At 28.2% G+C, this 15336-nt stretch carries 7 protein-coding genes; 6 read left to right on the top strand and 1 reads right to left on the bottom strand.

Features of this window, described 5'->3' with window-relative positions; translation table 11 throughout:
* The first annotated feature begins 39 nt into the window (after positions 1-39).
* Positions 40-1335, top strand: coding sequence for a M18 family aminopeptidase (locus ACYQ1T_RS04040; RefSeq protein ID WP_459832093.1), 1296 nt, complete (start codon positions 40-42; stop codon positions 1333-1335).
* Between the two features lie 127 nt (positions 1336-1462).
* Here ACYQ1T_RS04040 and ACYQ1T_RS04035 read toward each other — a convergent pair whose 3' ends face one another.
* Positions 1463-2083 (bottom strand): hypothetical protein, encoded by a 621-nt coding sequence (locus ACYQ1T_RS04035; protein WP_459832091.1) that lies wholly within the window; start codon positions 2081-2083, stop codon positions 1463-1465.
* Between the two features lie 240 nt (positions 2084-2323).
* Between ACYQ1T_RS04035 and murQ the strand changes: the two genes are divergently transcribed.
* The 5 genes from murQ (at position 2324) to ACYQ1T_RS04010 (ending at position 15254) form a co-directional block, all read left to right on the top strand.
* Positions 2324-3247, top strand: coding sequence for an N-acetylmuramic acid 6-phosphate etherase (gene murQ / locus ACYQ1T_RS04030; RefSeq protein WP_459832089.1), 924 nt, complete (start codon positions 2324-2326; stop codon positions 3245-3247).
* 2 nt (positions 3248-3249) lie between these two features.
* Positions 3250-4611 (top strand): PTS transporter subunit EIIC, encoded by a 1362-nt coding sequence (locus ACYQ1T_RS04025; protein WP_459832086.1) that lies wholly within the window; start codon positions 3250-3252, stop codon positions 4609-4611.
* An 87-nt stretch (positions 4612-4698) separates the two neighbouring features.
* Complete coding sequence (locus ACYQ1T_RS04020) at positions 4699-5778, top strand: DUF871 domain-containing protein (RefSeq protein WP_459832083.1); 1080 nt, start codon at positions 4699-4701, stop codon at positions 5776-5778.
* A gap of 33 nt (positions 5779-5811) precedes the next feature.
* Positions 5812-6657 (top strand): MurR/RpiR family transcriptional regulator, encoded by an 846-nt coding sequence (locus tag ACYQ1T_RS04015; RefSeq protein ID WP_459832081.1) that lies wholly within the window; start codon positions 5812-5814, stop codon positions 6655-6657.
* A gap of 116 nt (positions 6658-6773) precedes the next feature.
* Complete coding sequence (locus tag ACYQ1T_RS04010; RefSeq protein ID WP_459832079.1) at positions 6774-15254, top strand: glycoside hydrolase family 94 protein; 8481 nt, start codon at positions 6774-6776, stop codon at positions 15252-15254.
* Positions 15255-15336: the final 82 nt, after the last annotated feature.

Below are 15336 nucleotides of genomic sequence, written 5' to 3'. Positions count from 1 at the left end.
AATAAAATTCAATAAAGATTACAGTAGGAGGAAAAATTTATGGAGAAGAAATTAGCTTTAGAATTAATAGATTTTTTATATGAAAGTCCATCAGCTTTTCATAGTGTTGTAACTATAAAAAAAATGCTAGATAATAATGGATTTTCAGAAGTAAAGGAATGTGAAAAGTGGAACTTACAATCAAAAGGTAAGTATTATGTTATAAAAAATGGATCAGCGTTAATTGCATTTGTAGTTGGAGATGGTAAAGTATCAGAAGAAGGTTTTAGATTAATAGGAGCACATACAGATGCACCAGGATTTAGAATTAAACCAAATCCAGAAATGATTGGTGAAGGAAAATACTTAAAATTAAACACAGAAGTTTATGGAGGACCAATACTTTATACTTGGTTTGATAGACCTCTTGGATTAGCTGGAAAAGTATCTTTAAAAGGAGCTTCTCCAATAAAACCAGAAGTAAAACTTGTTAATATTAATAGACCTTTACTTGTTATACCAAGTCTTGCAATTCATATGAATAGAAGTGTAAATGAAGGGTTTAACATAAATAGACAAAAGGATACACTTCCTTTACTAGGTTTAATTAATGAAAAGTTTGAAAAGGATGGATACTTAGTTAAGCTTTTAGCAGATGAATTAAATGTTAAAGCAGAAGATATTTTAAGCTTTGATTTAGGTCTATATGAAATTGAAAAAGGTTCTTTAGTAGGAATGAATGAAGAACTTATTTCAACAGGAAGACTTGATGATATGTGGATGGTTTATGCAGGAATTAAGGCTTTAGTTGATTCAGAAGAAAATTCTGCAACAAAGGTTATGGTTTGTATAGATAATGAAGAAATAGGAAACTTAACAGCTCAAGGGGCTAGTTCTAATTTATTAATTAATATATTAGAAAGAATCACAATAGCTTTAGGAGAAGATAGAGAAGGCTTCCATAGAACATTATCAAATTCAGTAATGATATCAGCTGATTTAGCTCATGCTGTACATCCAAATGTTCCAGAAACACATGATCCAACAAATAGACCAGTTTTAGAAGGTGGACCAGTATTAAAAATGGCTGCATCAGGAAGCTATAGTACAGATAGTTATAATGCTGCAATATTTGAAAGTGTATGTAATGCAGCAGAAGTTCCATATCAAAAGTTTGTAAATAGGTCAGATGTAAGAGGGGGAACAACAATAGGTCCAGTTACATCAGCAAATCTTACTATACCAGTAATAGATATGGGAGCTCCAGTTCTTGGAATGCATTCAATTAAAGAACTTGCTGCAGTTAAAGACAACTATTATACAGTTAAAGCATTTACAAAATTCTTTAGTGTATAAAATATAGAAAATAACAAAGAGTTATGTTTTAAGGGACTATATCACTTAACATTGTGATATAGTCCCTTAAGCATAACCATTTATTTATTTAAACTTAAAGTAGGTTTTTAAATAAGGGAAATCATTTTTAAAAATTCCCTTGATTTATTGAATCTATTAATACCTGCCCGCTCTTATCTGTAACAACTACTCCAATAATATCTGAATAAATAGAAGGTTTTTCATCAATAACAGTAATATTATATCTAATTTCATATGTATTTAAGTACTTGTTCCCATCAATATTTTTTATTTCTTTAATACCAGTAATAGTTAAATCAGAGAAATCTAATTTAGAATTATACTCTTTAATTCTTTCATTTATTTTTTCAGTTCCATTTTCAGTAAAGTTCTTCTTTATAAATTCTTTTGCTAAATCTTTATTTTTCTCAATGGAATAATCATTTTTATAAAGATTAGTTAATGAGTTTTCAAAAGATTTTTTTATAGAATCCTCAGTAGTAAAAGAATCATTTTCAATAGGTGCATTATTGCTATTTTTATTATTAGATACTTCATTATTATTAGATACTTTATTATTATTTTCTTCTTTATTGTTTTCTTTTTTTAAATCAGCATTAGCATCTATAGTAATTTCTTCTTTTGAATAATTATTTTTTTCATTAGCAGTTATATTATTTGAGCAGCTAACTAATACTGAGAAGGATAATAGTGTTGTAATAATAATTGATAAAAATCTTTTCTTCATATAAAAAACTCCTTTATCGATAGTTTAGTTATTAAGAATATTATACCATTTTTATTTTTTAGTAATATAGACTTTTTTTCTTAAGAAGATAATAATAAAATTGAAATCATGAAACATAATTTTAATTTATAAAAAAATACTTGAAATAATATTTCAAAGGTGGTAATATAAAACCATAAAGTGAAAACGTAATCAAGAATGATGAATTTATAATTAACTTGTTGTTTAGGAGGAGTAGATATGGATAAATTAAATTTAAAGCAATTAACAACAGAAAGTAGAAATGAAAATACGCTAGATATAGACAACCTTTCAACACTAGAAATGGTGAGAAAAATAAATTCAGAAGATAAGAAGGTTGCAGAAGCAGTTGAAAAAGAACTTCCTCAAATAGCAAAAGCAATAGATGGAATAGTTGAAAAAATGCATAAGGATGGAAGACTAATTTATATAGGAGCAGGAACTTCAGGAAGACTTGGAGTATTAGATGCTTCAGAGTGTCCACCAACATATGGAGTTTCAGAAGAGTTAGTTCAAGGAATTATAGCAGGAGGAACAGAAGCTATATTTAGAGCAAAAGAAGGTGCGGAAGATTCAAAAGAATTAGCTGTTTCAGATTTAAAAGAAAGAAATATTACTGAAAATGATATAGTAGTAGGTCTTGCAGCATCAGGAAGAACTCCCTATGTTATAGGAGCATTGGAATATGCAAATGAAATAGGTGCACTAACAATTTCAGTTACTTGTAATGCAAATTCAGCTGTAGCAAAGGAGGCCATGATATCAATAGCACCAGTAGTTGGGGCAGAGGTTATTACAGGGTCAACAAGGTTAAAATCAGGTACAGCACAAAAGTTAGTTTTAAATATGCTTTCTACAGGAGCGATGATAAAGCTTGGAAAAGTATATGGCAATTTAATGGTAGATGTGAAGGCAACTAATGAAAAACTAGTTGAAAGAGCAAAGAGAATAGTATGTGAAGCTACAGAAGTAGATATTAAAGAGGCAGAGGAAGTTTTAGAAAAAACAAAATATGATGTTAAACTTGCTATATTTATGATTTTATCAGAATTAAAAAAAGAAGAGGCAAGTGTAGTGCTAAATAGTAGTAGAGGTTATATTTCAGAAGCATTGAAATATATTAATAAAAATAAGGGGGAATAAAAATGACAAATCAAGAAATTGCAAAAAAGCTAGTAGAACTAGTTGGTGGGAAAACTAATATCAAATCTGTAGCGAATTGTATGACTCGTTGTAGACTAGAGCTTAGAGATTATTCAATAGTTAATATTGAAGCAATTAAAAAATCAGAAGGAGCTCTTGGAGTAGTACAAGCAGAAGGTCAATTACAAGTTATTTATGGACCAGGTAAAGTAAATAAAGTAACTAGTGAGGTAAGTAAAATTGTAGGAAAGCCTGTTGTTCTTGGAGAAGAGGCAGTTAAGGAAACTAAAGCAAGACTAAAAGAAAAAAATGATACTAAGTTTAAAAATATACTTAAAAAGCTAGGAAATGTATTTATTCCATTAATACCTTTATTCGTAGCTTGTGGGCTTGTACTTGCAATAAATAATATAGCCGGTGTATATTTTGGAGATGCGTATAAAACAACTACAGCAGCACAAATTATAGGACTAATAGGTAATGGTGTATTTTCTGTTTTATCTGTTTTAGTTGGTTTTAATGCAGCAAAGGAATTTGGATCTGAAATGCCTATGATGGGTGGAGTACTAGGTGGTATCCTTTCATCAGGAGCACTTGCAAATATAACTCTTTTTGGAAAAGCTTTAACTCCAGGACGTGGAGGAATTATTTCAGTAATATTAGTAGTAGTTTTAGCTGTTTTTGTTGAAAAGACATGCAGAAAATTTGTTCCAGATATATTAGATTTATTTGTAACTCCATTAGTTACATTAACAGTTTCAGTTTTAGCAGCTTTATTTATACTTCAACCAGTTGGTGGATTTATATCAGAATCAATAGGTGTAGTAGTTGCTAATACAATTGCATCAGATAATACAATAGTTTCAGTTATATCAGGAGCTATATCAGGTGGATTATTCTTACCATTAGTTATGACAGGAATGCATCAAGCATTAACACCAATACATGCAGACTTAATAGCAAGCGTTGGTTTTACAGTATTACTTCCAGTACTAGCAACAGCTGGTATGGCTCAAGTTGGAGCAACTATAGCAGTGCTTAGAAAGACAAAAAATGAAAGATTAAAGAAAACAGCTAAAAATGGATTAGTTCCAGGAGTATTAGGAATTGGAGAACCTTTAATATATGGTGTAACATTACCTTTAGGTAAGCCATTCTTAGGTGCTTGTTTAGGAGCAGCAGTAGGTGGTGCTGTAATGGCATTATTTAAAGTTGGAGCAGTTGCACTTGGTGTATCAGGATTACCACTAGCATTATTAATAGCAGATGGAAAGATTCTTGTGTTCTTAGCAGGAGTAGTAGCATCATATGTTGCTGGTTATTTCTTTACAGAAATGTTAGGATTTGAAGATCCAGTAGAATAAATAAAATAGTAGCTAACAGTAAGAAGAAAGTAGAAAACTTAGTTTTCTACTTTCTTAAATATATAGAATAATAGAGGTGTAAGTAATATGAGTTTTGGATTTTCAGTTTATTTTGGTTTAGATAATACAAAAGAAGAAAATATTCAATTGTTAAAGGAGGCTTATAAGTTAGGATTTACTAGAATATTTACTTCACTACATATTCCAGAGGCAAATTATGAAGTTTTAAAAGCTGAAGTAAGAGAATTTTTTAGCATCGCTAAGGAATACAATATGGATATAATAAGTGATATTTCCCCAAATACCTTTAAATTTTTAGATTTAAAGAATATGGATTTAAATGGTTTAAAGGATATGGGAGTTAAAACAATAAGAATAGATTTTGGATATACAGAAAAAGAAATATCAGAAATGAGTAAAAATCCTTATAATATTAAAATACAATTAAATGCTTCAACTATAACAGAAGATTTTTTTAAAGCTTTAGATAAAGAAAATCCAAATTATGAAAATATAGATGCTCTTCATAATTTTTATCCAAGGGTAGGAACAGGAATATCAGAAGAATGTATGATAGAGAAGAATAATATGCTAAGAGAAAGAGGAATCAAAGCTTGTGCCTTTGTTCAATCTAATAATAGAAAAAGAAGCCCATTAAAAGATGGACTACCAACATTAGAAGATCATAGAGGAAAGGAAGTAAGAGAAGCTGCAAATCATTTATTTGCCTTAGGAAATACATCTATATTTATTGGAGACTCACTACCAAATATAAAGGAACTTAAGGAATTATCATCTTTAAATCCAGAGGTGGTTGAACTTTTAATAAATACAAAAACAGATAATGAATTTATATTAGATTTATTAAAAGAAACCTATAGTTCAAGACCAGACTCAGCTAGAGATGCAATTAGAGCTGCTGAAAGTAGATTATTATTAAAAGGAAATAAAATAAAACCTGAAAATACAGTTGATAAAAAATATGGAGATATTACAATAGATAATGAAGGATATATGAGGTATATGGGAGAATTACAAATATTAATATCAGAACAAAAGGCTGATAAAAGAACAAATGTAGTAGCTTCTATTTTACATAATCAACATTATTTATTAAAATATATTAATAGAGGTAAAAAGTTTAAATTCAGAATTATTAATAATTAGTAAGCAGTATAAGTTTTAGATTGGATGTGAGTTATGGATATATTACAGTATATTAAGCAAAACTATGAGAGCTTTACAGAGAGTGAAAAGCAAATTGCTGATTATTTACTCTTAACAAAGGAGAGTATTATTTCATTATCTGCTAAGGAAATTGGAGATGCTACTAATACTTCAGCTCCAACAGTTGTAAGATTTGCAAAGAAAGTGGGATTTAGTAGTTTAAATGAAATGAAATTAAAATTATCTATTAGCTTAGATAAAAATGAAGAGGCTCTTGGCTTCGAGTATTTAGACAAGGATTTATCTACTAGAAATATAATTTATGGAATAAAAAATTCTTTTGATTCTATAATGGATAAAACTGTTGGACTAATAAAGGAAGAAGAACTTGATAAGGCGATAGATTTACTTATTAACGCTAAAAACATATATATTTATAGCATAGGGGTATCTGGTTTGGTAGGTCTAGATTTCTATTATAAATTATCAAGAATAAATAAAAGATGTATAGCTCACTCAGATAGTCACTTGCAAATAACTTCATCTATATTAATGCAACCAGGAGATGTAGCAATAGCTATATCATATTCAGGAGAAACAAGAGAAGTATTAAAGTGTGTAGAAAATGCTAATAAAATAAATATACCTGTAATAGCTATAACTAAGGCAAGTATAAATAATAAATTAGCAAGTTTATCAGATATAGTTCTTAAAATACCATTTGTAGAAAAATCATTAAGGGAAGGTGCTATGAGTTCAAGAATATCTCAATTAGCAGTTATAGATATGTTATTTTTAGGAATGGCAAGAAATAATCTAAAAGAGATAGAAGAAAAATTAATAGTAACTAGAAATGCAGTTAAAGAATTAAAAAATTAAATAAAAAAACGTCAACTAGTATTTTATAGTTGACGTTTTTTATTTTTATAAATGATTAATAATTAATAATCTTGGGAATAATAACCTTAGTCTTATGAAAAGGAGTGTGTATTAAAATGGATAATAAGTCAGTAGGCAGTAGGAAAACAGTTTTATCAGAGCTAAATGATGCCTTTAATGGCATAGTACACAACCATAGATATATTAATAAATTAGTAAAACACAATGAGGATATTATAGGGGCTGGAGAGTGGTTACTTGATAATATTTATCTTATTGAAAAGGAATATAAACAAATAAAATTTAATTTACCATTTAATTATTTTGCTAATTTACCTACTGTAGAAGATAAAGAAGGTTCATGTCCAAGAATATATATTTATGCAAAGGATTATGAATTAAACACCCATGGAAAAATAGAGGAGCAAGAGTTAATAGAATATGTAAATTCAATGAATGAAAGCTTTACTATGGGGGAACTATGGGCATTTCCTTTAATGCTTAGAGTTTCACTAATAATAAATTTAGCTGAAGTAACTAACAAAATGGTAGTAATACAAAAACAAAGAGCGGGAGCTAAAGAGCTTGCAAATACTATCATAGACTCAATTAATAATGGGAAAATTGATTTTATGTTAGAAAAGCTTGAAAAGAAATATCCTAAGAAAAAAAATAATTTTGAAGAGAATATAACTGAAACTGAAAAATATATGGGAGATGATAAAAGTCTTCATGATGGATTATTTTCAGCAGAATTTATAGATAGATTTTTTAAGATTTTAAGAGATAATTCAATAGAAGATGAACGAGTCTATAATTTTGCATTAAATAGACTTGAAACAAAGGAAAAAAATTCATTTGAAAATGAAATAATAAAAGAGCATATGGAAGAAGGAGCAATAGAAAGCTCTATAGGAGTAATAATTAGTTCTTTAAGAATAATAGATGCAATAGATTGGAAAAGCTTCTTCAATAAAACTTCAGAAGTTGAGAAAATACTTTGTAAAGACCCGGCAAAATTATATAAAAATATGGATTTTGAAACTAAGGATTATTACAGACATAAGATAGAATATATATCAAGAAAAACAAATATTTCTGAAATTATTTTAGTAAATAAGGTATTAGACTTAGCAGAAAAGGCAATAAATGAAGATAGTGCTTTTTATAAAACACATGTTGGATATTACATAATAGATAATGGGTTAGATGAATTATTAAAAGCGGTTAACTTTAACAAAAAAATAGAAAAGAAAGTATCTCCAATTAAATATGTTTCATCAATAACACTTACAACACTTGCTATTGATTTAGGAGTATTGCTATTAATATCTTTATTAGGTTTAAATTTTACATTAACACAATACATAATAGCGTTTTTAATAATGCTAATACCAGCTAGTGAAATAGTGATAGCATTGTTTAACTGGAATATAGCTAAAATTTACCCTAAAGATCATATAGCAAAGTTAGATTATTCTAATGGAATACCAAAAGAAGAAAAGACAATAGTTGTAATACCTACAATACTATCAAATAAAAATACGGCTATAGAATTATTTCAAAAACTTGAACTATATTATCTAGCAAATAGAGATAAAAACATATATTTTGCACTACTTGGAGATTTTAAAGATAGCAAAACAAAAGAAGAAGATACAGATAATATAATAAATGAAGAAGCCTTGAAAATAGTACAAAAATTAAATGAAAAATATTTTAAAGACGGAAAAAATCAATTTTATTTCTTTAATAGAGAAAGAATTTTCAATGAAAAAGAAAATATATTTATGGGATACGAAAGAAAAAGAGGAAAATTAATGGAATTTATGGCTCTTATAAAAGGGGAGCCAACTAGCTATAACATAATTAGTAGTGATATAAGCACATTAAAAGATGCTAAATACATAATTACATTAGATTCAGATACATTTTTACCTTTAGGAGCAGCTAAAAAATTAATTGCTTCTATGGCTCATATATTAAATAAGCCAGTTATAGAAAATAAAAAGGTCATTAGAGGCTATGGAATAATGCAACCAAAGGTAGGTGTACATTTAGAAGATAAAAATAAAACGTATTTTTCTAAAATATTTGCAGGAGATGCAGGGGTAGATGGTTATTCTACAGCAGCATCAGATACCTATCAAGATTTATTTAAAGAAGGTATATTTACTGGAAAAGGAATTTTAGAAATAAATACCTTTTATAATATGTTAAAAGATGAAATACAAGAAAATAAAATTTTATCTCATGATTTAATAGAAGGTATATTTGCAAGATGTGCTTTAGTAACAGATGTAGAAGTTATAGATGGATATCCAGCTTTTTATGCTTCAAGTGCATTAAGACTTCATAGATGGGTTAGAGGAGATTGGCAACTTTTTAGCTTTTTATTTTCATCAAAACTTAGCTTATTATCTAAGTGGAAAATATTCGATAACCTTAGAAGGAGTTTAGTTGCACCAAGTTTATTAATTGGTTTAATTTTAACATTAACTTTATTTAATGGAGCAGGTCAAATTGCAGTATTATTATTTTTAGCTATAATAATACCACTTGTATTTACTGTAACAGATTTTGTTGTTACTCCTAAAAATAAATTAATGGGAACATTTAAAAGCTTAAAACAAATAATACTTATATTAAGCTTTATCCCATATCAAGCATATTTAATGATTGATGCTATAATAAGAACAATTTATAGAACACTTATATCAAAAAAGAATTTGCTTCAATGGAAAACAGCATCAGATGTAGAATCCTCAGTAGTTAATACACTTTCATGGTATTACAAAACTATGTGGATATCTCCAGCTATAGGAGTAGTATTATTTTTATTATCATTTAAAGAAACTTTTATAGTAGGTTTAATAAACTTAGTATTAGTTTTACTTTGGGTTTTAGCACCAGCTATTGCATATAAGATATCTAAAAGGGAAGATGTTATTAGTGAAAGATTATCATTAGAAGATGAAGAATTTTTAAGAGTTATTAGTAGAAGTACGTGGGCTTATTATGAGGACTTTGTTAATGAAGAAAATAATTATTTAGCACCAGATAATTTTCAAGAAAAACCTTATAAGGGATTAGCATATAGAACATCACCAACTAATATAGGAATGGGATTAATAACAAATTTAATTTCATACGATTTAGGATATGCAACATTAGGAGATGTAGTTTATAGATTAGAAAATTCATTAGAAGGAATGAAGGATTTAGAAAAACTTCATGGTCATTATTTAAACTGGTATGATACAAGAACTAAGAAACCATTATGGCCACGTTACGTATCTACAGTAGATAGTGGTAATCTTTTAGGATATCTTTTAATAATAAAAAATACCTTAGAAGAATTTAAAAATAAACCACTTATTAGAGAAAATGAACTAAGCTCTTTAAAAGATACATATTCACTTGTAAGAGAAGAAATTAAAGAAGAAATATATGATATATTACCAGATGAAATAGAGCTAATAGACTATAAATATCTTTTAGAAGAAAGTCTTTTAGACATAAATAAGAAACTTAGAAAAGAAAATAGTGAATTTGAAGAAAAAGATAATTATTGGATAAATAAATTAAAAAATGAAATAGAAAGAAAAGTAGATTTTTATAATTATATCTTTGATGGAATAGAAAAATTAATAAAAGATAAAGTAAATTATGATAATCAAATTACATTAATAGAATTAATAAATCTATTAAAAGATATAAGTAATGCTTCTGGAAATGAATATAAAAAAATACTACAAAAGAAAATATCAAAATTAGAAGATTTTAATGAGAGAATAGAAAATATAATAAATAATTTAGATTTAATAATAAAAGAAATGGACTTTAAATTTTTATATAACGAAGAAAGAGGATTATTTTCTATTGGATATAATTTAGAAGAGAATTCACTTGGAAATTCATATTACGATTTAATGGCGTCAGAAGCAAGAATAGCCTCATTTTTATCAATAGCAAGAGGAGAAGTTCCAAAGAAGCATTGGTATAACTTAAGCAGAAATATGGCTAAAGCATTTGGAGAGAAAACATTAGTTTCATGGAGTGGAACTATGTTTGAATATTTTATGCCTTATCAAATAATGAAATGCTTTGATAATACATTATGGGATTTAACATACTCATCTGTGATTAAAGCTCAAAAAGCTTATGGGGAAAAGAAACAAATACCTTGGGGAATTTCAGAGTCTGCATACTATCATTTTGATGCTTCTGAAAATTATCAATATAAGGCATTTGGAGTACCAGGAATAGGATTAAAAAGAGGTCTTGAAGATGAACTTGTTATATCACCATACTCTACAATAATGACATTACCATATGATAAGTTTAGTGCTGTAGAAAACTTAAAAAGACTTAAAGGTATAGGTGCAACTGGTAAGTATGGTTTTATAGAAGCTATAGATTATACAAAAGGTGAAGAAGATAAAAAAGAACAAAAAGATGTTAGATGTTATATGGTTCACCATTTAGGAATGTCATTAATGGCTTTAGATAATGTATTAAATAAGAATATACTTCAAGAAAGATTTCATAAGATACCAGAAATTAAAGCTGTTGAATTATTATTAAAAGAAAAGATACCAGCTAATATAACCTTTGAAAGGGAAGTAGATATATATACTTCTAAAGCTAGAATTGAAAGAGAAAATTTTGTACCACGAGTATTTAAGGGTGGTAAAAGAGAAAATCCAGAAGTTTTATTACTGTCAAATGGAAGTTATTCAACAATGATAACTGGAACGGGAAGTGGATATTCTAAAAAGAATGATATGAGTATCTATAGGTGGAAGGGAGATAGTACAACAGATACATCAGGTATGTTCTTTTATATAAAAAATTTAAATTCAAATGATTTTTGGAGTGCTACCTATGAACCTTGTAGAGAAAATAATAAAGATGAAATAATTGAATTTACATTGGATAAGGCTTCTTTTAAAAGAAAAGAAGGAAATATTGAAACAAATTATGAAGTAACTTTATCACCAGAAGATGATGTTGAAATAAGAAAAATTATTATAAAAAATAATGGAGAAAAACAAAGAACTATTGAGATAACAAGTTATTTAGAGGTAACTTTACAATCCTTTGAAGGAGATACAGTTCATCCTAGTTTTTCTAATTTATTTATAAGTACTGAATATGATGAAGAAACAGAAAGTTTAATAGGAAATAGAAGGGCAAGAGCAAAGGGTGGATTAACTCCTTACATATTACATACAGCTTATGTTAAAGGAGGAAATTATGGAGCTTTAACTTATGAAACTTCTAGATTAAATTTTATTGGAAGAAATAGAGATTTAAAATCTCCTAAAGCAATGGATAATGATGCTCCACTTAATAATACTGTCGGCATTGTTTTAGATCCAATAATGAGTTTAAGAACTAGAGTGAAGCTTGAAGCTTCAGAGGAAAAAGAAATTTGCTATATAACTTTAGTAGGAGACTCTAAGGAAGAAGTACTAAATTTAGCTAAAAAGTATAGAGATTTTAGTAAAATAGAAACTACTTTAGAAAGTTATAATCACTTTAATCAACTAGAACTTAAATATTTAGGAATTAAATCAGCACAAGCTAATTTATATCAACGATTATCATCATATATATTATTTTTACACACAGGAAGAAATAATAGAGAAGAGTATATAAAAAATATAAGTATGAATCAAGAAAACTTATGGGCTTATGGTATTTCTGGTGATTTACCAATTATAATCCTTGATGTTAAATGCGATGAAGATATTGATTTGGTAAGGCAATTAGTTAATATGCATTATTATTTTAGAACTAAAGGTCTTAAGAGTGATTTAGTTATATATAATGAAGAGGAAATTTCTTACGAAGAGCCTTTACAAAAGAATATTGGAGCAACTATTAGAAATTCACCATCAAGGGATTTAATAAATAAAGCATCAGGAATTTTTATACATAATAAAGCTACTATGGGAGAGAAAATAAAAGATTTCTTAATTGGGATTTCAAAACTATATGTAGATTCCTCTAATGGAGCTTTAGTTAAGCAATTAAGAGAAGCTTATCCAGAAACTCAAGAAAATTATATAAGACATAAGGAACTTTCAGGTATAAAGAGAATAAAAGTGGAAGTAGAAGAGGAAAATATCCATCTAGAAGAAACATCTCATAAGAATAATTTATTAGAAATTAGAAATACTGAAAAAGGGAAATCTGACTTTGATAAAGAGTCATTAGACTTTTTTAATGGTTATGGAGGATTTAATAGGAAAAATAATAGTTATATAATTAGGCTTAAAAACTATGAAAATACTCCAGCACCATGGATCAATGTCATTTCTAATGAGGATTTTGGCTTCCATATTTCCGAGGTGGGAGCAGCATATACCTGGTGTGGAAACAGTAGGGAAAATAAAATAACGCCTTGGAGTAATGACTGGGTAATGGACCCTTTAGGGGAAGCTTTATATATAAGAGATAATACTACAGGTGTTTACTTTAGTATAACTCCTAAACCTGTTAGAGATGGTGGAGAATATATTATAGAGCATGGCTTTGGTTACTCTACTTTTAAACATACTGCATATAATATTAGTGGAGAAATGAAGGTCTTTTGTCCTAAGGGAGAAAATTTAAAGCTTTGTAGAGTAACACTTGAAAATTTATCATCAAGTAATAAAGAAATATCATTATTCTATTACGCACAGTTAGTTCTTGGTGTATATAATTATGCAAGTGCTAAATATATAAGTACATATACTGAGAAAGACTATATATGGGGTCAAAATCCTTATTCAAAATATTTTGGTAAACTAAAAGCTTATTTGTCTATACAAGGTGGAGAAAATATAAGCTTTACTGGAGATAGAAGAGAATTTATAGGTATAGGTGAAGATTTAAGTCTACCTAAAGCATTAAAAGAAGAAGGTTTATCAAATAAATCTGGGGCAATATTAGATCCTTGTTTAGCTTCATCTATTAAGATTAGTTTAAAAGCTGGAGAAAAAAAGGAAGTTGTAGTACTTTTAGGTCAAGAAGAAACAAAGGAACTAATGCAAGAAAAGATAAATAAATATAAAAATATAAAGGAAGTTGACAGAGAATTAGAAAAAGTAAATGAATATTGGTCAAATTTCCTAGGAAATATACAAGTAAAGACACCAGATGACTCTATGAACTATTTATTGAATGGATGGCTTATGTATCAAACATTAAGTTGTAGATATTTATCAAGAACTGCCTTTTATCAATCAGGTGGAGCTTATGGTTTTAGAGATCAACTTCAAGATTCAATGTCTTTAGGAATGTTAAATGAAAATATAACAAGAGAACAGATTTTAAGAAGTGCACAAAGGCAATATGTTGAAGGGGATGTACAGCATTGGTGGCATCCAGTTGTAAATTCAGGAATAAGAACAAGATTTTCTGACGATTTATTATGGTTACCATATGTTACTATAGAATATATAAATGCAACTGGAGATTATGACATATTGTATGAGAAGGCTCCATATTTAGAGGATGAACCTTTAAGAGATGGTGAAGATGAAAGATATACAATAGTTAATAATTCATCAAAGGATGGAACTATATATGAGCATTGTATAAAAGCTATAGATAGAGGATTAAAATTTGGAGAGCATAATATACCTCTTATGGGAAGCGGTGACTGGAATGATGGAATGAGTACCGTAGGTAATGAGGGAAAAGGTGAAAGTGTATGGCTTGGATGGTTCTTATATAAAATCCTTGATGGGTTTAAAGAGTTATGTGAACATATGAAAGACACGAATAAAAAAGAAGAGTATGAAAAGTTCCAAGAATTTGTAAGAGAAAACCTTGAAGAAAATGCTTGGGATGGAGGCTGGTATAGAAGAGCTTACTTTGATGATGGAACACCTTTAGGTTCAAGAGAAAATGATGAGTGTAAAATAGATTCATTAGCACAAAGTTGGTCTGTTATTTCAGGAGCTGGTAAAGAGTCAAGAACATTAGAAGCTATGGAGGCCTTAGATAAATATTTAGTAAGTAAAGATAAAGGATTAATAATGTTACTTGCACCACCTTTTGATAAGTCTAATTTAGAACCAGGATATATAAAAGGCTATGTAGCAGGAGTTAGAGAGAATGGTGGGCAATATACACATGCTGCTGTTTGGGTAATTCTTGCATTAACAAAGCTAGGCTTAGGGGATAAGGCATGGAAGTATTACAATATGATAAATCCAATTAATCACTCTAATACAGAGTTAGAGGCAAGAACATATAAAGTAGAACCTTATGTAATGGCAGCTGATGTTTATATAAAAGAACCTCACGGTGGTAGAGGTGGTTGGAGCTGGTATACTGGTGCTTCAGGTTGGATGTATAAGGTTGGAATTGAAAATATTCTAGGTCTAAGAAAGATAAAAGGAGAGGGATACAAAATTATTCCTTGTGTTCCAGAAAGCTGGAATGAATATACTATTAATATTAAAAATGAAAATGAAGATTATACAATTAATGTTGTAAAATCAAAAGAAAAAGGAATAGAAATAAATGGGAAACCATTAAATAGTGATATAATCCCAAAGAATATGGGGAAAATAAATATTCTTGTAAAATGGTAAAGAATGATTAAACAAAAAGTTAGAAATTTATAAATATTTATAAATTTCTAGCTTTTATCATTTTCATAATAAAAAACAGTAT

Source organism: Clostridium carnis (assembly GCF_054657435.1).
Note: the sequence above shows the minus strand (reverse complement) of the source record. Positions and strands in the feature narration are given on the sequence as shown.

What these genes read in the sequence shown, in the direction of transcription:
- ACYQ1T_RS04040 (WP_459832093.1), top strand. Translation starts at nt 40, where the DNA reads ATGGAGAAGAAATTAGCTTTAGAATTAATAGATTTTTTATATGAAAGT.
- ACYQ1T_RS04035 (WP_459832091.1), bottom strand. Translation starts at nt 2,083, where the DNA reads ATGAAGAAAAGATTTTTATCAATTATTATTACAACACTATTATCCTTC.
- murQ (WP_459832089.1), top strand. Translation starts at nt 2,324, where the DNA reads ATGGATAAATTAAATTTAAAGCAATTAACAACAGAAAGTAGAAATGAA.
- ACYQ1T_RS04025 (WP_459832086.1), top strand. Translation starts at nt 3,250, where the DNA reads ATGACAAATCAAGAAATTGCAAAAAAGCTAGTAGAACTAGTTGGTGGG.
- ACYQ1T_RS04020 (WP_459832083.1), top strand. Translation starts at nt 4,699, where the DNA reads ATGAGTTTTGGATTTTCAGTTTATTTTGGTTTAGATAATACAAAAGAA.
- ACYQ1T_RS04015 (WP_459832081.1), top strand. Translation starts at nt 5,812, where the DNA reads ATGGATATATTACAGTATATTAAGCAAAACTATGAGAGCTTTACAGAG.
- ACYQ1T_RS04010 (WP_459832079.1), top strand. Translation starts at nt 6,774, where the DNA reads ATGGATAATAAGTCAGTAGGCAGTAGGAAAACAGTTTTATCAGAGCTA.